The sequence below is a fragment of the Pseudomonas sp. 20-5 genome (assembly GCF_056782835.1).
On record NZ_CM165584.1, the window covers coordinates 4,202,310 to 4,223,282 of the forward strand.

Below are 20,973 nucleotides of genomic sequence, written 5' to 3' on the forward strand. Positions count from 1 at the left end.
CGCACAGGAGATAGCCATGCGTTCGCAGCGGATCGTCCACATCGTCAGTTGCCATGCCGAAGGCGAGGTCGGCGACGTGATCGTCGGCGGCGTCGCCGCGCCGCCCGGCGCCACCCTCTGGGAACAGTCGCGCTGGATCGCCAGAGACCAGGACCTGCGCAACTTCGTCCTCAACGAACCGCGCGGCGGAGTGTTCCGCCACGCCAATCTGCTGGTGCCGGCCAAGGACCCGCGCGCGCAGATGGGCTGGATCATCATGGAGCCGGCCGACACCCCGCCGATGTCCGGTTCCAATTCGCTGTGCGTGGCCACCGTACTGCTCGACAGCGGCATCCTGCCGATGCGCGAACCGCTGACCCGGCTGCTGCTGGAAGCGCCGGGCGGGCTGATCGAGGCCCGCGCGGAATGCCGCGACGGCAAGGCCGAGCGGGTGGAAATCCGCAACGTGCCGTCGTTCGCCGACCGCCTCGACGCCTGGATCGAAGTCGAGGGCCTCGGCTCGCTACAGGTCGACACCGCCTACGGCGGCGACAGCTTCGTCATCGCCGACGCCCGGCGCCTGGGCTTCGCCCTGCGCGCCGACGAGGCCGCCGAGCTGGTCGCCACCGGCTTGAAGATCACCCACGCGGCCAACGAACAACTGGGCTTCCGCCACCCGACCAACCCGGACTGGGACCATCTGTCCTTCTGCCAGCTGGCCGCGCCGCCGGAGCGCCGCGACGGTGTCCTCGGCGCGAGCAACGCGGTGGTCATCCGCCCCGGCAAGATCGACCGCTCGCCCTGCGGCACCGGCTGCTCGGCGCGGATGGCGGTGCTCCAGGCGAAAGGCCAGCTGCGGGTCGGCGAACGCTTCGTCGGGCGCTCCATCATCGGTTCGGAATTCCACTGCCACATCGAGTCGCTGACCGAACTCGGCGGCCGTCCGGCGATCCTCCCGTGCCTGTCCGGGCGGGCCTGGATCACCGGCATCCACCAGTACCTGCTCGACCCGGACGATCCCTGGCCGCAAGGCTATCGGCTGTCCGACACCTGGCCCGGCGGCCACTGCTGACCACCCCGCCCGACCGCAGGCAGCGGCCGGGCGGAAACCGATCCGGCGCGTACCGGATCGCCCACGACGGCGAACGCTGCCGTCGCCCTGTGACTCGGACCGCAGCGGTCCGATTGAATTCGTATACGAAATACGAACAAAGGAGAAACCATGAGCAAGCACGTCAACTGGAGCGGCGTATTCCCCGCGGTCACCACCCAATTCAACGCCGATTTCTCGGTGAACCTGGAGGAAACCCACACGGTCATCTCCAACCTGGTGCGCGACGGCGTGTCCGGGCTGGTGGTATGCGGCAGCGTCGGCGAGAACACCTCGCTGACCATCGAGGAGAAGATGGCCGTCACCGAGGTCGCCAAGGATGCCTCCGGCGGCCGCGTGCCGGTGATCTGCGGGATCGCCGAGTTCACCAGCGCCGGCGCGGCGAAGGTGGCCAAGGCGGTGGAGCGGGCCGGCGTCGACGGCATCATGGTGATGCCGGCGCTGGTCTATTCCTCCAAGCCGCACGAGACCGCCGAGCATTTCCGCAGCGTGGCCAGCGGCACCGACCTGCCGGTGATGGTCTACAACAACCCGCCGATCTACCGGAACGACGTCACCCCGGACATCCTGGTTTCCCTGGCCGACTGCGAGAACATCGTCTGCTTCAAGGACAGCTCCGGCGACACCCGCCGCTTCATCGACGTACGCAACCAGGTGGGCGAGCGCTTCATCCTCTTCGCCGGCCTCGACGACGTGGTCCTGGAAAGCGTGGCGGTGGGTGCCCAGGGCTGGATCTCGGGAATGTCCAACGTGTTCCCGAAGGAAGGCGAGACCATCTTCCGCCTGGCCAGGGCCGGGCGCTTCGCCGAGGCGATGCCGATCTACGAGTGGCTGATGCCGATCCTCCATCTCGACGCCCGTCCCGACCTGGTGCAGTGCATCAAGCTCTGCGAGCAACTCGCCGGTCGCGGCAGCGCCCTCACCCGTCCACCGCGCCTGGCCCTGCGCGGCGCCGATCGCGAGCACGTCGAGCGGATCATGGCCAAGGCCCTGGCCAGCCGGCCGGCGCTGCCGGACGTCGGCTTGTAGCCGACGCCCCGCCCTCGCCGCCTCGCTCCCCGGGGAGCGGCCGGCGAGGGCCAGCGGCAGAGCATTCCGTCCACCGTCCCCTGGGAGGCCCCATGCCCAGCATCCTCGGTCACAACTATGTCGGCGGCGCTCGCAGCGCCGCCGGCAACCTCATCCTGCGCAGCCTCGACGCCGACAGCGGCGAAGCGCTGCCCTACGCCTTCGTCCAGGCCACCGAGGCGGAGGTCGACGCCGCCGCCCGCGCCGCCGAACGCGCCTATCCACACTACCGGCAACTGTCCGCCACGCGCCGCGCCGGATTCCTCGAGGCGATCGCCTCGCGCCTCGACGCCCTGGGCGACGACTTCGTCGCCCTGGTCCGTCGCGAGACCGCGCTGCCCGCCGCACGCATCCAGGGCGAACGGATACGTACCGCCAACCAGTTGCGGCTGTTCGCCGAAGTCCTGCGGCGTGGCGACTTCCACGGCGCGCGCATCGACCGTGGACAACCCGGGCGTACCCCGCCGCGCCCCGACCTGCGCCAGTGGCGAATCGGTCTCGGCCCGGTGGCGGTGTTCGGTGCCAGCAACTTCCCGCTGGCCTTTTCCACCGCCGGCGGCGACAGCGCCGCCGCCCTGGCCGCCGGCTGCCCGGTGGTGGTCAAGGCACACGGCGGACACATGGCCACAGCCGAATGCGTGGCCGACGCGATCCTCCAGGCGGCGGCCGACAGCGGCATGCCGGCCGGGGTATTCAACATGGTCTACGGCAGCGGCGTCGGCGAGGCGCTGGTGCGCCATCCGGCCATCCGCGCGGTCGGCTTCACCGGTTCGCTCAAGGGCGGGCGCGCACTGTGCGACCTGGCAGCGGCGCGGCCGCAGCCGATCCCGGTGTTCGCCGAGATGAGCAGCATCAATCCGCTGGTGGTGCTCCCCGAAGCCCTGCGCCGGCGCGGCCGGCAGGTGGCGGAGGAGCTAGCCGCCTCGGTGACGCTCGGCTGCGGCCAGTTCTGCACCAAGCCGGGCCTGGTGCTTGGCCTGCGCTCCCCCGGCTTCGACGCCTTCGTCGCGGCCCTGGGCGAGGCACTGGCCGCCAGGCCGGCACAGAGCATGCTCAACGCCGGCACCTTGCGCAGCTATGTCGAAGGACTGCAACGCCTGGAGCGCCACCCCAGCATCCGGCGCCTGGCCGGCGCGCCACAGGAAGGGCGGCAGGCCCATCCGCAGTTGTTCAAGGCCGACGTGGGCCTGTTGCTGGAAGGCGACGAACTGCTCCAGGAAGAGGTGTTCGGCCCGGCCACCGTGGTCGTCGAGGCGGCCGACGAGGAACAGCTTGCCCGCGCGCTGGACAACCTGCACGGCCAGTTGTCGGCGACCCTGATCGGCGAAGCGGACGACCTCGCGGCGTTCGCCGGGCTGGTCCCGCTGCTCGAACGCAAGGCCGGGCGCCTGCTATTCAACGGCTATCCGACCGGCGTCGAGGTGTGCGACGCCATGGTCCACGGCGGCCCCTACCCGGCCACCTCCGACGCTCGCGGCACCTCGGTGGGAACCCTGGCCATCGAGCGTTTCCTGCGCCCGCTGTGCTACCAGGACTACCCCGACAGCCTGCTCCCGGACGCCCTGAAGAACGCCAACCCGCTGGGCCTGCTGCGCCTGGTCGATGGCCGGAGCACGCGCGAGGCGCTGGATTGAGCACGCCTGGGAGCCTGGATGGCGGATAGCGCCGTTGGCGCTATCCGCCCTACGCAGTCGTCCTCGTTGCGCCACGCTGTCCGGTCGGCCCCTCGCCTTGCGCTCACTCCAGCAACGCCAGCAGCTCCCGGTGCAACGCCTCGGGAATCGTCACACCGTCCCTGGCGCTGCGTTCGCGCGCTTCGAAGCGTCGCTGCGAGGGCAAGCGCGCGCCCTGTTCGACGATGCCTTCGAACAGCGTCTCGGCGCGCGCCAGGTGCTCCTCCGCCGAGGCGCCGAGCATGCGCCGCGGATCGATGGCGATCAGCAGTTCGCCACCGTAGGGAGAAGAACGGCTGCCCTCGTCGTAGGCCAGCGACTCGGCACTGGTCAGGTCGCCGATCAGCGGACCGGCGAGCAGTTCGACCATCGCCGCCAGGGCCGAGCCCTTGTGCCCGCCGAAAGTGAGCATGGCGCCTCGCAACGCGGCGCTGGCATCGGTGGTCGGCTCGCCCTGCTCGTCCACCCCCCAGCCCAGCGGGATCGGCTTGCCGGCGCGTTCGTGCAACTGGATCTCGCCACGCGCCACGGCGCTGGTGGCGAAGTCGAAGACGAACGGCGGGCCGTCCGGACGCGGCCAGCCAAAGGCGATCGGGTTGGTGCCGAAGATCGGCTTGCGTCCGCCCGCCGGCGCCACCCAGGCATGACTCGGCGTGGTCGCCAGGGCCACCAGGCCCGCCTCGGTGAGTGCCTCGACCTCAACCCATAGCGCGGAGAAATGCACACAGCGGTTTACCGCCATCGCCGCGATACCCTGGCTGCGGGCCTTCTCCAGCAGATGCGGCAGCCCCAGCCGGAATGCGCACTGGGAGAACCCGCCATGGGCGTCGACCCGCAGCAGGCCGGGAGCGATGTCGTGCAGTTCCGGCTCGGCGTCGGCGGATACCTTGCCGGCCTTCAGGGTGGCGATGCAGCCGAGCAACCGCCAGATACCGTGGGACGCGCATTCGTCACGCTCCCCCGCCACCAGGGTATCGGCCACCGCCTGTACATGGGCTTCGCTGAAAGCGTGCCGGCGCAGGATGCGCACGGCCAGCTCGCGGACCTCGTCCAGCGTCATTCGGATCACGGGCTTCTCCTTGTTCGACCAATCCCTAGGGTGGCCTGCCGCGACAGCCTTCTCTTGACCTCAATCGACCCGGAGCATGCCGAAAACGGCACAACCGGCTCGAGCACATCGAAAACTTACAGAAAATTCCTAGCAATCATGTAAGGCAATTCCAAATAGCCCCGCAGACCATCAAGAAACCCTTCCGCGCCCCGCTACAGGACCAAGCACCTTCCCACAGCCCGGTCGGAGACCACCCCATGCTTCTTCGTCGTATCGCCATCACCCCACGCGCCGTCATCGGCTTCGCCATCCTCGCCTCGCTGCTGGTGGCGCTCGGCCTCTTCGCGCACAACCGCATGGGTTCGCTGAACCGCGCCGCCAAGGATATCGGCGAGGTCTGGCTGCCCAGCGTCGAAGCCTCGGCCCAGCTCAGCGGCCTGATGAGCGAACTGCGCCTCGGCGAGATGAACCACGTGCTGCTGCACGACGCCACGCGCATGCGCCAGCAGGAACAACGGATGGACGAGGTCATCGCTACCCTCGCCAGGGTGGAAAGGGAATACCGCCCCTTGCTGGTCCTGGACGAGGAGCGCGCGTTGCTCGACCAGTTCGTCCAGCGCCAGCAGGAATACCTCGAAGGACACGCCGCCCTGCTCGCGCTGTCCCGTGACAACCGTACCGACGAAGCCAGCGTGCTGATGGGCGGGGCCCAGTTGCAGCGCTACGAGCAGGTGCAGCGGACCCTGAAGCAACTCATCGCCCTCGACCGCGAGGCCGCCCGCGCCTCCACCGCCGAAGCCACCGATGTCTACTCCCGGGCCTCCACCGCGATCCTCGCGGTGCTGCTGGTGGCCCTGGCGGCCAGCGTGACGATCGCCTGGCTGCTGACCCGCAGCATCGTCGTGCCGATCCGCCAGGCGGTGTCCTGCGCCGACCGCATCGCGGCCCGCGACCTGACCGGCGAGATCGCCAGCGAGGGCGACGACGAGCCGGCGCAACTGATGAAGGCCATGCGCAGCATGCAGGCCAGCCTGCACGACACCATCGAGCAGATCGGCGATTCCGCCGCGCTGCTGGCCGCCGCTGCCGAGCAACTGAACGCGGTGACCGAGGAAGGCAACCGGTCGCTGGCCCGGCAGAACGATGAGATCGAGATGGCCGCCACCGCGGTCAACGAAATGAGCGCGGCGGTCGAGGAGGTCGCGCGCAACGCCAGCTCCACCGCCGAGGCCTCCAGTCTCTCGGAACGGGCCGCCGGCAACGGCCGCGCACGGGTCGGACAGACCGTCCGCTCGATCCGCCAGATGAACGCCGAGATCGGCCAGACCGCGCGCCTGGTGGAAGGCCTGGCCAGCCAGGCGCAGGACATCGGCAAGGTGCTCGACGTGATCCGCGCCATCGCCGAGCAGACCAACCTCCTCGCCCTCAATGCCGCCATCGAGGCCGCCCGCGCCGGCGAGCAGGGCCGCGGATTCGCGGTGGTCGCCGACGAGGTGCGCGCCCTCGCCCACCGCACCCAGCAATCGACCCATGAGATCGAAGGCATGATCGCCAGCGTCCGCGAGGGCACCGACACCGCGGTGTCCGCGATGCGCGAGAACGACCAGCGCGCCCGGCAGATGCTCGACGAGGCCGAGGCCGCCGACCACGCCCTGGGCGAGATCGCCGAGCACGCCACGCGGATCAACGAGCGCACCCTGGTGATCGCCAGCGCTGCCGAAGAGCAGGCCCACGTCGCCCGCGAGGTCGACCGCAACCTGGTGAACATCCGCGACGTTGCCGTACAGACCACCCAGGGCGCCGAGCAGACCCGCGGCGCCAGCCACGAGCTGTCGCGCCTGGCCAACGACCTCAAGGGCATGATCGGTCGCTTCGTGGTCTGACCCGCAGGCGAGCTAGGGCGTCGCGCGGCGCAGCACCAACTGCCCGCCGTCGCCCTTCTGCACCCGGTAGTCGCCCTCGCCCTGGCGACCGAGGAGCATCAGGGTCAGGCCGCCGCGTTCGAGCAGCGCGATCCCGGCCGGGGTAGGCCTCCAGGCGCGCGGCTCGCTGGGCAGCCAGCGCGTGAGGCAGGCGGTATCGCCGCCCAGGTCGTAGCCACTGGCTTCCGCCACTTCGCTGTCGCGCAGCTCCAGGTGGCAGATCGCGGGCGCCTCGTCCTGCTGCAGGGTCCATTGCCCGGCGAGATCGGAAGCGCTGAGAAGAATCAGACTGCTGGCCATACTGATACCTGTGCTGAAAAAACCGCAGAGCAAGCAAACCATCCTGGAGAGCTTCGCGCTTGCCGACATCGAGAGATCTCCTTCAAGCCTGGAACATCGGATAACACGGCGAACGCCGCCCGCCATCCTCGCTTCGAACGCCAGCGCGCGCCAGGCGCCGCGGGCCTCCGTTCGTCCGCCAGGCCGCCGGCCGACGGGCGCGCCACAGTTCACAACTTCGCTCCTGTGGAAGACACCTATCAATTCGAACAGTGCCCGGCCGGCCGAAGGGCCGCGGTTCGTACCGCCGCACCGAACCGCGCCCGCTTCAGCGCGTCAGACGACGATGTCGGCCTGGGTCGCCTGGCCGATCAGATTGATCGCGAAATCGGCATGGGCGTCCCCGCTGAAGTCGATCGCCAGGCTGCCGGCCTTGCTCGCCGCGTCGTAGGACAGGATCGCCTGGCCGGCCTTGCCGGCGAAGGCGTCGACGTATTGCAGCACCAGCCCGCCGTTGACGAAGGCATCCAGCCCGGACAGGTCGATCTTGTCCTGGCCGCTGACGAAGTCGCGCAGGGTATCCGGCGCCGCCGCGGAGGACTCGGCGATATCGCCGTAGACGAAGGTGTCGGCCCCCGCGCCGCCCCACAACTGGTCCGCGCCGAGGCCGCCGTAGAGGATGTCGTTGCCGGCGCCGCCCTTGAGCACGTTGGCCACGTCGTTGCCGATCAACAGGTCGCTACCCGAGCCGCCGATGGCGTTTTCCACGGTGACCCCGGCAGCGATCGACACATTGCCCTTCAACCCGCCGACATCGGACAGCGCCTTCTCGTTGAGGTTGATCTTCTGGTTCTGGCTGAAGCCGGAGAAGTCCAGGGTGTCGTTGCCGCCGGCGTCCCACACCGAGAACACCAGCTTGGAACTGGACGAGGTGGCGCTGTAGAAGTCGCGCTCGGTGTTGGAGTTGAAGCCGTACACCGTGTCGCCGGTGCGGGTGGTCAGGTTGGCCCCGTAGAGCTTCTGGATCGCCGCGATGTCGTCCAGCAGCGGTGCCGAGGAATAGGCGCCCTTGAAGTCCTGGCCGGTGTTCTGCTCTTCCCAGTAGCTCATCACCGAATAGGCGCGGGTGTCCTCGGCGTAGGTAGCGTCGGCGTAGGTGGGATCGCCCTCGCCGGCGTTGTAGTCGCCGGGGTGGCTCAGGCCCAGGGTATGGCCGATCTCGTGGGTCAGGGTCTGGCGTCCGTAGTTGCCGTTGGCCGGATTGACGTTGGCGCTGTAGCTGCTGTTGATCAGGTACCAGGATTGCCCCTTGAGCGCATCCGGTACATCCGGCAGGAAGGCGAACGCCGCACCGCCGACACTACTGCTGAAGTTGCCGAAGGTCAGGTCGCCCTGATCGCCCTGGCCGGCATCGACGAAGTGGATATTGGTGACGTCCGACCAGGATTGCAGCGACAACTTGGCCTGGGCCTGCTGCTGCGCGGAAAAGGCGCTGAACTTGCCCAGCGAGTAGATATCGCTGACATACTTCCACGGCGTATTGAAGAAGTCGTTCGGTTTGGTCAGGAACGAATAGGACAGGGTCAGCACCGAGTCGCCCGGCGCTTTCTGCCAAGACGCCTGTTCGCGGAGGATCTGCTCCGCCGCCTGGTCGACGGTATAGGACGGATGGCCATTGACCAATTCGTCCCCGCCCCGCGCATAGGCATGCAGGAAGTTGTCTACCTGGGTATACGCATCGCTACGACCTTTCAATGCAAGAGAATTGCTGGACATTGTCATATCCCTTTAAGTTGTAAAGGAAATAACTCGGATACAATTATCGGATGGATAATTGCAGTTATCGGCCAGATCAGGCCGAAGTCCAAACTGACACAGCTCATTTTCCAATGTCCACAGGTTTCACGAAAAAAATTAAGCTGCACTTAAAGCATATGCACGAACGAATTCCGCATATATGAAATCATGCAGGAAAGATAAACTACCGAAGACACTGGAATATTATAAAAACCGTTTCATATAAATAGCGCCTTATTGAAAAAACAATTCCATGCGTATTGTTCGACCTCTGTCGACCCGCCCGGGACATCGACTTCACGCCAGGCGAACAATTGCCTGCACGTCCTTCGCGGTCTCAATTGAGCGCGCTCCGGTTTTCCTCCGTATCGGTCTTCGACAGGGTGTGCAGCGGCGCCGGGCAATCCGTCGTCGCGCAGTCGCGGCGGCGCGCCGGCGTCTCGCCGGAAACGAAGTTCGCCGCCACCAGTTCCAGGTCGGCTTCGTCCAGCACCCCGGCGTAGAAACGCAGGCGTGCCCAGGCCGTGAGGTAGTCGTACTTGGCCTTGGACAGCTCGTTCATCGCGCTGTACAGCGCCTGCTCGGCGTTCAGCAGGTCGAGGTTGACCCGCACCCCGGCGGCGATGCTCTTGCGCGTGGCCATCACCAGCGTCCGCGCCGAATCCACGGTCATCTCGTAGGCGCGGATCTTCGCCGCGCTGCTGCTGCTCTGGTTGTACATCTTGCGCACCTGGTTGAGGGTCTCGCGGACCTTGTCGTCCAGGTCGTAATGGCTCTTCTCCATGCGATGCGTGGCCTGGCGCGTCGCCGCCAGGGTCTCGCCGCCGGAGAACAGCGGAACGCTCAACTGGATGCCGACGCTGTCGGTCTCGTAGCGCTGGTTGTAGGTGTTCTCCGAACCGGACTTGGACTTGCCGGTGCTGGCGTACAGGCCCAGGCGCGGCAGGAAGTCGGCGCGGTTCTGCTCGACCTCGTAGCGGGCCACGTCCACCGCGTGGCGCAGCGAGGCCAGCTCGGGATTCTCGGCCAGCGCCAGGTCGCGCCAGGCGGTGTAGCTGGCGGGGCTCAGCGGGCGCACCTGGAAGCGTTCGCCGAGCGGCGCCAGGTCGGCGATCTCCAGCGGCGCCCCGACCAGCCGCTCCAGCTCGCGCAGGGCGGCATCCTGGCTGTCCCGCGCCTCGATTTCCTGGGCCTGGGCCAGGTTGAAGCGGGCCTGGGTCTCCAGGGTGTCGGTGCGGGTGCCGTTGCCGCGCTCGAACTGGCGCTGGTTGAGCTGGAACTGCTCGCGGTAGGAGCGTTTCTGCGCCCGCGCCAGTTCGATCTGGTCCTGGGCCAGCAGCGCGCCGGTATAGGCTTCCAGGACCCGGACCAGCAGTTCCTGGCTCTGGCTGCGGAAGCGCTCGTCGGACAGCAGCGCCTGGGCCACGCCCTTGCGGTAGCGGCTGAAGGCCTCGTAGTCGAACAACGGCTGTTGCAGGCTGAGGGTGGAGACGTAGCTGTCGTAGTCGCGGTCTTCCTTGAAATCGCCGCGGGTGGTGGTCTGGGTCACATCGGACCAGCTGCGCCCACGGTTGTAGCTGTACACCAGGCGCGGCAGCAGCGCCGCGCGGCCGAGCGCACGGTATTGCCTGCCGGCCTCGTGCTCCTGGATCGCGGCCTGGAACTGCGGGTCGTTCTCCAGGGCCAGGTGATAGCCGTCCAGCAGGCCGAGGGCGAAGGCGTCCTCGCGCAGCAGCAACAGGAAGGCGCCGAACAGCCAGGTCATCAGGCGGCGCATGGTCATCGGTCAGTTCTCCGCCAGCGCCACGTGGGCGCGGTCGAACAGGGGCTTGAACAGGTAATTGAGCAGCGAGCGCTCGCCGGTGCGGACGAACACCTGCACCGCCATCCCCGGGCGGATCTGCAGGCCCTTCAGCTTACCCATCGCGGCCGCGTCGACCTGGGCGCGCAGCGCGTAGTAGGGCTGCTTGTTCTGCTCGTCGAGCAGGCGGTCGGCGCTGACCATGGTCACCTCGCCGGTGACCCGCGGGGTCTTGCTCTGGTTGAAGGCGGTGAACAGCATCTCCACCGGCAGCCCGCTGTGGATCCGGTCGACCAGGTTCACCGCGAGCTGGCCCTCCACTTCCAGGCTGTCGCTGTTGGGCACGATGTACATCAGCAATTCGCCGGGGCCGATCACCCCGCCATCGGTGAACACCTTCAAGCCGGCCACGTAGCCGCTGACCGGCGCGCGGATCTCGGCGTGGCGCAGTTCGTAGCGCGCCGAGGACAGCTCCTCCCAGAGCGTCCGCGCATTGACCTGGGTTTCCGCCAGTTGCCCGTTGACTTCCTTGCGGTACTCCTCCTCGCGTTGGGCGATGCGCATCTGCGCCTCGGCGATGCTCTGGCGGATCTGCCCGAAGCGACCGCTGCTCTCCGATAGCCGGGCGTTCACCTCGGCCAGTTGGCGCTCCTGTTCGAGCAACTGGTTGCGCGGCATGTAGCCTTCCTCGGCGAGGTCGCGCGCACCGCTCAACTGGCTGTTCAACAGGCGTTGTTGCAGGCGCTGGTTGCCCTCGGTCTGGCGCAACCCTTCGAGCTGGGCGCGCAGCCCCTCGATGTTCGCCCGCAATGCGGAGAGTTCGTTGGCCAGCGCGGTCTGGCGGCTGTGCAGCAACTGCCGCTGCAACTCCAGGCGCTCGCCGAGGGTCGGCAGCGGGGCCTGCTCGGCCAGCCCCGCGGGCATCTCCAGGGTCCGCCGGCCGTCGTATTCGGCCTGCAGGCGCGCCTGGTTGAGCCGCGCGTTGGCGTACCGGTTGAGCAGCGAATCGACGTTGGCCCGGGCCTGGGTCGGTTCCATGCGGATCAGCGGCTCGCCCGCCTCCACATGCTGGCCGTCGCGCACCAGGATGTGCTTGACCACCCCGCCCAGCGGATGCTGCACCGACTTGCGCTGGCCGGAGATGATCACCGTGGCCGGCACCGCCACGCCCTGGTCGAGCGGCGCGAAGGCGGCCCAGAGCAGCGCGCCGCCGAAGCCGAACAGGACCAGCAGCCAGCCCAGTCGCGCATAGGCGTTCTCGTCGCGTTTCACCGTGCGGGTCATTCCACACCTCCCTGGCGCGGCGCGGCCACCACCTGCGGCGCGCCGTAGCCGGCCACCCGGTAGTCCGCGCGCTGCTGCGACGCCGACGCGGCGCGCTGGTTGTTCAAGGCGGCGAGCACCTGGTCGCGCTCGCCGTACAGGTGCAACTGGCCGGCGTTCAGCGCCAGCAGGCGGTCGGCGCAACCCAGCACGCCGGCCCGGTGGGTGATCAGCAGCACCGTGCAGCTACGCGCCTTAAGCGCCTGGATCGCCGCCAGCAGCGCCTGCTCGCCGCTGTCGTCGAGGTTCGAGTTGGGTTCGTCGAGCACCACCAGGGTCGGCGCGCCGTACAGCGCCCGGGCCAGGGCGATGCGCTGGCGCTGGCCGCCGGAAAGCCCGGCGCCGCCGACGCCGAGCACGGTGTCGTAGCCCTGCGGCAGGCGCAGGACCAGTTCATGGACCCCGGCCAGGCGCGCCGCCTCCACCACCTTGTCGGCCTGCACCTCGCCGAAGCGGGCGATGTTTTCCGCCACCGTGCCGGCGAACAGTTCGATGTCCTGCGGCAGGTAGCCGATGCGCGGGCCGAGGGTCTCGCGCTCGTACTGGCGGATCTCGGCGCCGTCCAGGCGCACGCTGCCGTGCAGGGTCGGCCAGATGCCCAGCACTACCCGCGCCAGGCTCGACTTGCCGGAGCCGGACGGACCGATCACGCCGACCACCGAGCCGGCCGGGATCGCCAGGGTCAGACCACGCAGGGTGCGCGCCTCGCTGCCGGGCGGCGCCGCGTCCAGCGATTCCAGCAGCAGGTGGCCACGCGGCTCGGGCAATTCCATGCGCCGCTCGCGGGCGGGGAATTCGTCGAGCAGGCCGCTCAGCCGGCGATAGGCATCGCGCGCCGCGCCCCACTGCTTCCACACGCCGATCAGTTGGTCGATGGGCCCCAGCGCACGGCCCATCAGGATCGAGCCGGCGATCATCATCCCCGGGGTGATGCGTCCCTCCACCGCCAGCCAGGCGCCGAGGCCGAGCACCAGGGATTGCAGGGCGATGCGCAGGTATTTGCTCAGCGCGTTGATCCGCGCCGCGCGCTCGCTGGCCAGGCTCTGCTGGTCGAGGAACGCCTGGTGCAGCCGTTCCCAGCGCCCGCGCATGCTGCCGAGCATGCCCATCGCCTCGATCACCTCGGCGTTGCGCAGGTTGTTGCTGGCCAGTTGGCCGGACTTGATCGACAACTCGCCGGCCTTGGCCAGCGGCGCACGGGTGGCGCGTTCGTTGAACCAGGCGAGGGCCATCAGGGCCAGCGCGCCGACCAGCGAGAGCAGGCCGAGCCAGGGGTCGAAGAGGAAGATCACCAGCAGGTAGACCGGGAACCAGGGTGCGTCGAAGAAGGCGAACAGCGCCTGGCCGGTGATGAACTGGCGCAGGGTGGTCAGGTCGTGCAGCGCCTGGCTGGCCTCCTGGCCGCCGGCGCGCAGGTTGCGTTCGAAGGCGGCGGCGTAGATCCGCCCGTGCAACTGGCCGTCGAAGCGTTCGCTGACCCGCACCAGGACGAAGCTGCGCAGCGCCTCCAGCGCGCCCATGAAGACGAACACGCCAAGCGCCATCAGGGTCAGCATCAACAGGGTGACTTCGTTGGCCGAGGACAGCACGCGGTCGTACACCTGCAGCATGTACAGCGAGGGCACCAGCATCAGCAGGTTGATCACCCCGGAGAACGCCGCCACGCTGCGCAATGCGCCGCGGCTGGCCGCCAGGGCCTGTTTGATTTCGTTGGTAACGCTGGAACCGAGCCTTGCCATCGAGCGCGCTCACTTCTGCCACGACTGCCGCTGGAATCCCGAATGAGCCCGGATGGCACCTCCCTGTGCCGGGCGTTCCCTCGCCGTCAGGCGGCCAGGGCCTGATGCTCCGGCGCCGGGTCGGCGCCGATCAGCTGGATTGTCGGCGGCGCCGCTTCGTCGCCGTGGCCGAGCAGCGCCGCGAGCACCTTGCCGGCCCCGTCCAGTGCGCTGTGCGCGGTATCCCCGGCGATACCGGCGACGATCGACAGGTCATTGTCGAGGTCATGCACCAGCTCGATCTGGCCCTTCGGCCCGACCCCGGCGACATTGACACCGGCAATCGTTTGCGCATACAGCTTGCTGTCGAAGTGCAGGTCCAGCGTCGGCAGCGAGACACCGATGTCCTTGACCACCGGCACGTAGCCGAGGATGCCGCCGACGATGGGCAGGTCCTTGAGGGTCACCTCGTTCCAGCTCAGCAGCTTGACCTCGTTGTAGCTACCCAGCTCCAGGGTGCCGCCGAGATTGGCCACGCCGAGGTTGTAGCTGGGTCCGGCGATACCGTAGAACTTGGCGCTGAAGCCTTCCTTGTCGACCGAGCCGACCACTCCCAGGCCGCCGAGGTTGAGCGGCGCCAGCACCGGCACCAGCGGCGCGGTGATCGGATTCAGCGCCAGGGCTGCGGTGACCAGCGGAGTCAGCGGCGTCTCGCCGCCGAAGGTCAGGCCTTGCTCGGTGAAGGAGACGTTGATCGGCAGCGGGCCGAGGATGCCGCGGCTATCGGGAATCACGCCCTGGTCGTGATTGCCGCCGAGCAGCGAGCCGATCACATTGACCCCGAGCAGGCCGTCGCTATTGCCGAGGCTTAGCGAGCCACCCTGGTAGGCGGCGTGGTAGAGATCGTTGGCGGCCTTCAGGCTGTCGCTGCCGAATTCCCAGGCATGGCCGACGGTGGCACCGACGCCCTGCCCCAGGTCACCGACCAGCTTCAGGTAATCCTCCGGCTCGACGCGCCCGTGCAACAAGTCGTCAGCGATCGCCAGCGAGTTGCCGGCCAGCCCGCCCAGCGTGCCGACCGCGGAGCCTACGGTGTCGAGGGCGTCGCCGGCGATCTCGCCGAGCGTGCCGGCCACCGCGCCGACCGTACCCTCCAGCGCCTGCTCCACGCTGGCAACGGCGTCATGCACCGATGTCAGCGCTTCGTGCACCTGCTGCTCCACGGCGTCGACGGTGGAGCCCACCAATGTCCTGGCCACGTCCGCCACCGCCGTGACGGCGGTGGCGGCCACCTGCGTCGCACGCTCGTAGACCTGGCCGAACAGGTTCGCGGCTGCATTGAATAATCCCATCTTCTGTTCCTCGATTGAGTTGTCTCGGTTATCGCGTTTCCGGCGCAGGTCGCTGTTTACCGACCGAACCGGTCACGCGGTTAAGCGCAGTCAGTGAGTTCCGCGAGAAAACGGAACGCGGGTACCTGAAAGTTCATCAGGCCTGGCGACAACTTGTTTTTATTGGAAGACAGGAGCCCCCGAGGGCGAAACCCATTTAATCCCGAGCAGCCCGCAACAGAGCGCTCTCCACCGCTTCGCCTGTTAAGTAGGACTAACATGGGAAAGGCAAATTTGTACCACCACTTAAATCAGTTCAATACTTTGGTTGGGCATACCGACCTGTCAGTTCTGCCAGGTGGATTTCCAAGCCCCTGATTCCTAAACGGATTATTGACGCTTTTAATTAATATCGAATGACGGACGGTCGCCCCGGCACGAACTCTGACGAAAATCAGAAATGAAGAAAGGGTTATATCCTTATGCACCAAAGTGCCAAGCCGCCCTCGCGGCGTGCCCAACTAGCGTGCAACTTCGGCAGCGCCCTCTTCGAAGAAGCGAATGACACTTTTGCGTGGCTCATAAGGAATACTCTTATTGCGTGAAGCGCATCACAAAATATTGAATCGAACAGTCCAGGCGGATTGTTTTCTCCTGGTAAACGATGATTAACGGCGCGCTCCCAACGCCGGGTTATTTCCATGAATCGCTTCAGCCAACGCCTTGCCTGCCGATAGCCTCTGCCGTCACCCATTCCCGCCCTTGCTCCCCGCCTTGCCTGCCCCTATCCTGCGCCCGTCACGGCCAAATCCGTGACCGGGTTTGACAGCCCGAAGAGACGGCGCGATGCGCCGAGCGGTGCATGCGAAAGCAGCGAATGCTTTTGCAGGCATCGGCTCGACCGCAGTTTTCCAACTGCGGGCCTTCATGGCGGATCGCGTGGGGAGACCCTCGTGGTCTGCCGGTTCCGTTTCCCGGTCTGTCAACCCTGCGCGATCCTGCCTCCATCGATTGACAGCGAAGGCGGCAGGTCATGTGACTCTCAGAAACGGAGTACCCAGCATGACGAAGGATGAAAAGGAAAAGACCCACGTCGACGCAATCATCGAACGCTACAAGGACCTGATGGTCGAGATTCCCCCCGCCGACCGGCAACCCGGTCTCTCCCTGCTCTGGCCGGTTCCCGCCCAGCCCGCCATCGACAAGGGCGTCCGCCAGGCCGAGAACTGGCTTGCCGACCAGATCGAAGGCCAGCTCTGGACCGCCTTCGCCTTCGGCCGCGACAGCCTGCCCACACCGATGCAGAAGACCGCCTTCGAAGTGGCCTTCCTGACGCGCCTGCAGCAGCGCCTGGTAGCCGCTCGACGTTCCGGTTGACCCGACCATGGCGAATGACGCCGGTGGCGTCGTTCGCCCTATGGGACTGCTCTATCCATGCCGCTGCGCGAGCGTACTTCTACGGTTCATCCCCACGCATGTGGGGAACACCACACGAAAACCATAACCCGCCATAGAGTGGGCTTTCTCATGCCCGGAGAACTTGCATGACTACATACGCCACCGGTAACCCGCTTGGCTCCAAAGACCCGCCTGATCTGTACGATAACGCCGAGAACTTCGACGCGGCGATGAACGACCGAGTAAACACCACGTGGAGTGATCGTTTCGGCGTTATGCGCCCAACGATGAAAGGATATGCGGAACAGTTCTAAGACTGGCTGGATGCTCAAGGATTCGAACCAGGCTTTCCTTGAATATGTCGACGGCTCTCCGCTGATTGTTGATCGCCCGACTCAACTGATTCAGCGTGACGGGAACCTGTATAGCGTTCAACTGCCAGCAGATTTCCCGGTCAGCCTGAGCGGGAACTGGGCTACCGACGAGCCGCTACTTGTGAACCAGGTTGATCGCGCGCTACGCGCTGAGCTGGTCAATGAGACCGACCTGGCGCTTGGCGCGGCGGTTGTCGGCCGGTCCGCAGTTGTAGTTGAGTCACTTGCCGATCTCGTCGGATCGCCTCGGAAAACGACTCATACGTACCATGTTCGTGAGCATCGCCCAGGCATTACAACCGGTGGCGGCGTATTCGTCTGGGACCCGTTGATGCCTCGATCAATGCACAATGGCGGAACGGTAATCAGTCCGACGGTCCCTGCATACACCGCCCAGCCTGGCCTAGCAGACTATCTCGCCGGCGTCGGCGAGACGGAGCCGTCGGCGAGCGGTGCATTCGTTCGCCGGATCGAGAACAACGCTGTGCGGCTGGAGTACTTCGGCTGGGTCGAAGGTGAGCTTGGTACGGCACCGCTCGCGATGCTGCTCCGCGAAACTCGGTCAAACGAGGGCGATGGCGCCAACATTGGTGCAGTCGCCGTGCTGCCGCCGGGGACGATTCGCACAGCGCCATTCGTGATCGGTTCGAACCAGATTATAGGGGCGACCAGTCGGACGGTAGTTCTTCAAGAGCCAGGAACAGTAATCGGTGACAACGCCCCGTTCATCGCTATTGCCAGCCAGACAAACGTCTATATCCGCGGAAACGGAATGCAGATCAATGGTCAGAAGAACGAGGCAACTAGCGGAGAGGGACGCTATGGTCTGTTTCTCTATGGTTCAAAAAATGTACTTGTTCAGGATTTATCGATAAACGCATTTTCTGGTGATGGCGCTGCATTAACTGGTAATGTAGGGCTTCCCTGTGAAGATATAAATTTAGAGCGTGTTCTCTGCAACTATAACGGCCGGAATGGCGTTTCAATTGTTAACGCCAAGCGTGCAACTCTGACTAAGTGCCGGTCGACAAATACGAATACAAATGGAATGGGAGCCTCTGCAAACGGCCCGTGGGCTGGATTTGATATAGAGCCTAACGAAGGTTCCGGTTACTATTTTGAAGATATCAATATGTACGGGTGCTCGGCTCAGGGCAATGCGGGTTTTGGCTTGCAGTTCACAATACCAAACACGGACTCTGCAATCTCGGTTCGAGTCTACGGGTTCCAGTCCTATCGTAATGGTTCAGCCACACAGTATGGTGCAAAAGGGGGTGGAATCGGGTTCGTATATGGTGGGGGCAAGACTCCATCGTTAAATATGTATGGGGAAATTGTTATTCATAATCCACATATTGAGCAGCCATTTGGGTCGGCCATTCGATTCGGAAATTGGAGCGCAAAGAATGCCGCTGTTATTGTTAATAACGCTTCGGCGAGAAATCTTAATTTTGCTGGAGCTACTGGCAATATAAATCGGTGCGGTGTTTGGCTGGATTCCACTGACAGTCTGGAGGTTGTCGAATCCAAGGGGAATTTCGATATAAACGGGTTCACTGTATTTAACGATAATTTGCAGATGGTGCGCCCTGTGTGGTGTCTAGGGGCTACAAATGCTCCAGTCATTGCGAATATCCGAAACGTGCGCGTGAATCGCCATGGTTATCCATCTGTCGAGCGGATGCGCGTGAAAGTTGTTGGCGGTATCACATGGGACACTCCGCCAGTTGTCACGCTATCGACGGCCCCAGGTACAGACGCTTTCGAATATGCCGGACAACATATTGAAGCAGCTGTTGCCGGTGCGTTTCCCCTGCCCGAGGCCGCCCTCACTATCGGCACGACGTACATGATCCGCAACGCCTCTAGCGGAAATGTGGCCGTCACGCCGGCAGCTGGCGCGATCACAGCGAGTACCTACGGCACGTACACGAACAACGGCACGACGCTGACGCTCACGCCTGGGCAGTATGCGGAATTGAAGAGCAACGGTTCCAGTTGGCTGCTCAAGTGAGATCGGGCCGGGGCTTCTGCCTCGGCCTGACAGTTCTGGCCGGTTAAGGCATAATCCGCCGTTTGTCCTTGGATGGCGGCGGAGACGCTTCAATGTCAGCAATGAAGTACATGCCTGGTGTCGACGGCCTGAGGGCTGTCGCGGTGATGAGCGTTCTGCTCTTTCATGCGGGATTTAGCTCTCTGGCGGGAGGCTATGTCGGAGTAGATGTGTTTTTCGTCATCAGTGGATTTCTGATTACGAGACTCATCTATTCAGAAGTGTCGTCAAGTGGGTGTTTCGACTATCATAGATTCTACTCCCGTCGGGTGCGCAGGCTCTTTCCCGCTCTTTTTGTGGTAGTTTTCTGTAGTTTCTTTGTATCTCTGTTTTTATTCAGTTCTGAACATCTTAAGCGATTTGGGGGGGAGGTTGTTTACTCGCTATTTTCCCTTTCAAACTTCTATTTTTGGAGTGAAAGCGGTTACTTCAATACATCCTCAGGCTTTAAGCCGCTTTTACATACGTGGTCTCTTAGTGTAGAAGAGCAGTTTTACATGTTTTGGCCTGTTGTCCTTGTTTTTTTTGGAAAGAGATTTGGTGCGAAAGGAATAGTATCGTTTCTTGTTGTCGGCGGTGTGTTGAGCCTTCTCGCAAATTTTTCCTTCATAGATGGTTATAGCTCGGCCGTAGCTTGGGCTGGGCCAACAGTTGCCAAGTGGTTTGCAGATGGCGCCTCTACAGTTTTCTATCTGACACCATTTCGAGTGTTTGAATTCGCGATAGGCGCGATCCTTGTTTTTATTCCTCAGATTAAGTCGAATGCATTTCATAATGTTGCCTTTGCTGCTGGACTGGCATTGGTTGTCTATTCGATCTTTAAGTTTGATTCTTTAACTCCGTTTCCAACCTATAACGCACTACTTCCATGCATTGGTGCGGCTCTTATAGTGTTTTCCTCAAGTTCGCCCGTTTCGAGATATACGCTTTCTACGAAGCCGTTTGTTTTCTTGGGCATGATAAGCTATTCGGTCTATCTTGTTCATTGGCCGATAATTGTTTTCTATAAGTATTATTTCTCCGGGGAAGCGTCTGTTTATGAAAAATTCGTAATAGTATTTCTCTCGCTTGTTCTTGGATATGCACTGTATAAAACGGTTGAAACTCCACTTCGTCGACCTAACGAGAAGTCACTTACTAGTAATGGTTTCAATCTGACATGCTTGATGCTTGCCTGCCTTCTCGTAGTTCCTGCCTCGACGGCATGGGGAAGTTCTGGTTGGGTATGGCGCGTAGCAGAACCGCCTGAAGGGATAAAGCGTCAGTTGGCAGACTCGAAGCAATTTCATGTAGACCAATACGGTGGAAATGGATATCCCGAGCGTTATGGATGGATAGTTGGCGGTGCTGATGGACTGGCAGATATCGTCGTTATGGGAGATAGTCACGCACGACAGTATGCCTATGGATTCGATCATGCTATTGGAAAGCCAAATAAACTCAGCATTTATATTAGTACGGTTAGTTGTATAATGCTTCCCGGCGTCACGCGACTTACTCCCGGAACAGATTGGGACTCAACTTGCCCTGCCGCTTTAGATCAGGCGATTTCAGTTCTTAAAAAGAATCCGAATTCTGTTCTGGTTATTTCTGAGTTCTGGCATGAGCAGATAAAATATGCCGCGCGATTGGGTGAGAAGAAGCCAATTGATCAGGACTCAGCCTATCAGTTTTTGAATGGAAAAATTCTGGAGTTAAAGTCTCTTATTGGGAGCCACGAACTGGTTGTAATAGGGAATGTTCCTGGCGCTGGCTCGCCAGATATTGCTGGTTGCTATAGCAGGCCGTCCATCGGACGAGGAGATTGTTTGAAACGTATTGGAATTCCATACTCTGACGTTCCTTCAGCTAAGCTGAATAGGTCGCTTTCTCTGCTATCTGAAGAGAGTGGGGTTTATTTTGTTGATCCTCAGCGTTCACTTTGTGATGGGGGGTTCTGTAAATCCGTTAATAAAGAGAGAATTCTATATAGTGATAGTCACCACCTTTCAAAGGCTGGCTCAGAGTACGTGATTTATGCGAATAAGGACCTGTTCCTGCGCCTGGTAACTAAGCCCAGGTCAGTATCAACAAATAATTAGGGAAAAGGCTACCA

The 20,973-nt window shown here is 63.7% G+C and carries 15 protein-coding genes; 8 read left to right on the forward strand and 7 right to left on the reverse strand.

The window, feature by feature from the left end:
* Positions 1 to 16 precede the first annotated feature (16 nt).
* The 3 genes from AC1RB9_RS19320 to AC1RB9_RS19330 all read left to right on the forward strand — a co-directional run bounded on the left by AC1RB9_RS19320 (position 17) and on the right by AC1RB9_RS19330 (position 3,792).
* Positions 17 to 1,051 carry a trans-3-hydroxy-L-proline dehydratase gene (locus AC1RB9_RS19320; protein ID WP_003082552.1) on the forward strand — a complete coding sequence of 345 codons (1,035 nt, stop codon included), beginning with the start codon at positions 17 to 19 and terminating at the stop codon, positions 1,049 to 1,051.
* A 150-nt stretch (positions 1,052 to 1,201) separates the two neighbouring features.
* A complete protein-coding gene (locus AC1RB9_RS19325) occupies positions 1,202 to 2,119 on the forward strand; it encodes a dihydrodipicolinate synthase family protein (protein ID WP_003449378.1) in 918 nt (305 codons plus the stop codon).
* Positions 2,120 to 2,211: 92 nt separating this feature from the next.
* A complete protein-coding gene (locus AC1RB9_RS19330; protein ID WP_003449377.1) occupies positions 2,212 to 3,792 on the forward strand; it encodes an aldehyde dehydrogenase (NADP(+)) in 1,581 nt (526 codons plus the stop codon).
* Between the two features lie 103 nt (positions 3,793 to 3,895).
* Here the strand turns inward: AC1RB9_RS19330 and lhpD are convergent, their stop codons facing one another.
* On the reverse strand, positions 3,896 to 4,900 hold the full coding sequence (gene lhpD / locus AC1RB9_RS19335; RefSeq protein ID WP_003082545.1) for a bifunctional delta(1)-pyrroline-2-carboxylate/delta(1)-piperideine-2-carboxylate reductase: 1,005 nt from the start codon (positions 4,898 to 4,900) through the stop codon (positions 3,896 to 3,898).
* A gap of 239 nt (positions 4,901 to 5,139) precedes the next feature.
* Here lhpD and AC1RB9_RS19340 point away from each other — a divergent pair, with 239 nt between their 5' ends.
* Complete coding sequence (locus AC1RB9_RS19340; protein WP_003449370.1) at positions 5,140 to 6,765, forward strand: methyl-accepting chemotaxis protein; 1,626 nt, start codon at positions 5,140 to 5,142, stop codon at positions 6,763 to 6,765.
* A 12-nt stretch (positions 6,766 to 6,777) separates the two neighbouring features.
* Here the strand turns inward: AC1RB9_RS19340 and aprI are convergent, their stop codons facing one another.
* The 6 genes from aprI to aprX all read right to left on the reverse strand — a co-directional run bounded on the left by aprI (position 6,778) and on the right by aprX (position 15,074).
* Positions 6,778 to 7,173 carry an alkaline proteinase inhibitor AprI gene (aprI, locus tag AC1RB9_RS19345; protein WP_003082543.1) on the reverse strand — a complete coding sequence of 132 codons (396 nt, stop codon included), beginning with the start codon at positions 7,171 to 7,173 and terminating at the stop codon, positions 6,778 to 6,780.
* A 246-nt stretch (positions 7,174 to 7,419) separates the two neighbouring features.
* Complete coding sequence (aprA, locus tag AC1RB9_RS19350) at positions 7,420 to 8,859, reverse strand: serralysin family metalloprotease AprA (RefSeq protein WP_003082542.1); 1,440 nt, start codon at positions 8,857 to 8,859, stop codon at positions 7,420 to 7,422.
* A 358-nt stretch (positions 8,860 to 9,217) separates the two neighbouring features.
* The gene (aprF, locus tag AC1RB9_RS19355; RefSeq protein WP_003110827.1) at positions 9,218 to 10,663 is read right to left on the reverse strand and encodes an alkaline protease secretion protein AprF; all 1,446 of its coding nucleotides are present in this window, start codon (positions 10,661 to 10,663) and stop codon (positions 9,218 to 9,220) included.
* A gap of 3 nt (positions 10,664 to 10,666) precedes the next feature.
* The gene (gene aprE / locus AC1RB9_RS19360) at positions 10,667 to 11,965 is read right to left on the reverse strand and encodes an alkaline protease secretion protein AprE (protein WP_003082540.1); all 1,299 of its coding nucleotides are present in this window, start codon (positions 11,963 to 11,965) and stop codon (positions 10,667 to 10,669) included.
* Positions 11,962 to 13,743: an alkaline protease secretion ATP-binding protein AprD gene (gene aprD, locus AC1RB9_RS19365; RefSeq protein WP_003105063.1), complete on the reverse strand. Its 1,782-nt coding sequence runs from the start codon at positions 13,741 to 13,743 to the stop codon at positions 11,962 to 11,964. Before aprD ends, aprE begins: the two co-directional genes overlap by 4 nt.
* 86 nt (positions 13,744 to 13,829) lie before the next feature.
* Positions 13,830 to 15,074, reverse strand: a complete 1,245-nt coding sequence (aprX, locus tag AC1RB9_RS19370; protein WP_003449353.1) for a type I secretion system-dependent protein AprX — start codon at positions 15,072 to 15,074, stop codon at positions 13,830 to 13,832.
* A gap of 1,041 nt (positions 15,075 to 16,115) precedes the next feature.
* On the opposite strand from aprX, the gene AC1RB9_RS19375 reads away from it, so the two are divergent.
* The 4 genes from AC1RB9_RS19375 (at position 16,116) to AC1RB9_RS19390 (ending at position 20,959) form a co-directional block, all read left to right on the forward strand.
* Positions 16,116 to 16,430, forward strand: coding sequence for a LasR-specific antiactivator QslA (locus tag AC1RB9_RS19375; protein WP_003086723.1), 315 nt, complete (start codon positions 16,116 to 16,118; stop codon positions 16,428 to 16,430).
* Positions 16,431 to 16,597: 167 nt separating this feature from the next.
* Complete coding sequence (locus AC1RB9_RS19380) at positions 16,598 to 16,765, forward strand: hypothetical protein (protein WP_003449350.1); 168 nt, start codon at positions 16,598 to 16,600, stop codon at positions 16,763 to 16,765.
* Between the two features lie 10 nt (positions 16,766 to 16,775).
* Positions 16,776 to 18,839, forward strand: coding sequence for a right-handed parallel beta-helix repeat-containing protein (locus AC1RB9_RS19385; protein WP_023086479.1), 2,064 nt, complete (start codon positions 16,776 to 16,778; stop codon positions 18,837 to 18,839).
* Between the two features lie 92 nt (positions 18,840 to 18,931).
* On the forward strand, positions 18,932 to 20,959 hold the full coding sequence (locus AC1RB9_RS19390; protein ID WP_014603156.1) for an acyltransferase family protein: 2,028 nt from the start codon (positions 18,932 to 18,934) through the stop codon (positions 20,957 to 20,959).
* Positions 20,960 to 20,973: the final 14 nt, after the last annotated feature.

Excerpts from the sequence above, each read along its gene's own strand:
- aprA (WP_003082542.1), bottom strand. The coding sequence starts at position 8,859 with ATGTCCAGCAATTCTCTTGCATTGAAAGGTCGTAGCGATGCGTATACC.
- AC1RB9_RS19390 (WP_014603156.1), top strand. The coding sequence starts at position 18,932 with ATGTCAGCAATGAAGTACATGCCTGGTGTCGACGGCCTGAGGGCTGTC.
- aprF (WP_003110827.1), bottom strand. The coding sequence starts at position 10,663 with ATGACCATGCGCCGCCTGATGACCTGGCTGTTCGGCGCCTTCCTGTTG.
- AC1RB9_RS19320 (WP_003082552.1), top strand. The coding sequence starts at position 17 with ATGCGTTCGCAGCGGATCGTCCACATCGTCAGTTGCCATGCCGAAGGC.
- aprD (WP_003105063.1), bottom strand. The coding sequence starts at position 13,743 with ATGGCAAGGCTCGGTTCCAGCGTTACCAACGAAATCAAACAGGCCCTG.
- aprX (WP_003449353.1), bottom strand. The coding sequence starts at position 15,074 with ATGGGATTATTCAATGCAGCCGCGAACCTGTTCGGCCAGGTCTACGAG.
- AC1RB9_RS19380 (WP_003449350.1), top strand. The coding sequence starts at position 16,598 with ATGACTACATACGCCACCGGTAACCCGCTTGGCTCCAAAGACCCGCCT.
- aprE (WP_003082540.1), bottom strand. The coding sequence starts at position 11,965 with ATGACCCGCACGGTGAAACGCGACGAGAACGCCTATGCGCGACTGGGC.
- AC1RB9_RS19385 (WP_023086479.1), top strand. The coding sequence starts at position 16,776 with ATGCTCAAGGATTCGAACCAGGCTTTCCTTGAATATGTCGACGGCTCT.
- aprI (WP_003082543.1), bottom strand. The coding sequence starts at position 7,173 with ATGTCGGCAAGCGCGAAGCTCTCCAGGATGGTTTGCTTGCTCTGCGGT.
- AC1RB9_RS19340 (WP_003449370.1), top strand. The coding sequence starts at position 5,140 with ATGCTTCTTCGTCGTATCGCCATCACCCCACGCGCCGTCATCGGCTTC.
- AC1RB9_RS19375 (WP_003086723.1), top strand. The coding sequence starts at position 16,116 with ATGACGAAGGATGAAAAGGAAAAGACCCACGTCGACGCAATCATCGAA.
- AC1RB9_RS19330 (WP_003449377.1), top strand. The coding sequence starts at position 2,212 with ATGCCCAGCATCCTCGGTCACAACTATGTCGGCGGCGCTCGCAGCGCC.
- AC1RB9_RS19325 (WP_003449378.1), top strand. The coding sequence starts at position 1,202 with ATGAGCAAGCACGTCAACTGGAGCGGCGTATTCCCCGCGGTCACCACC.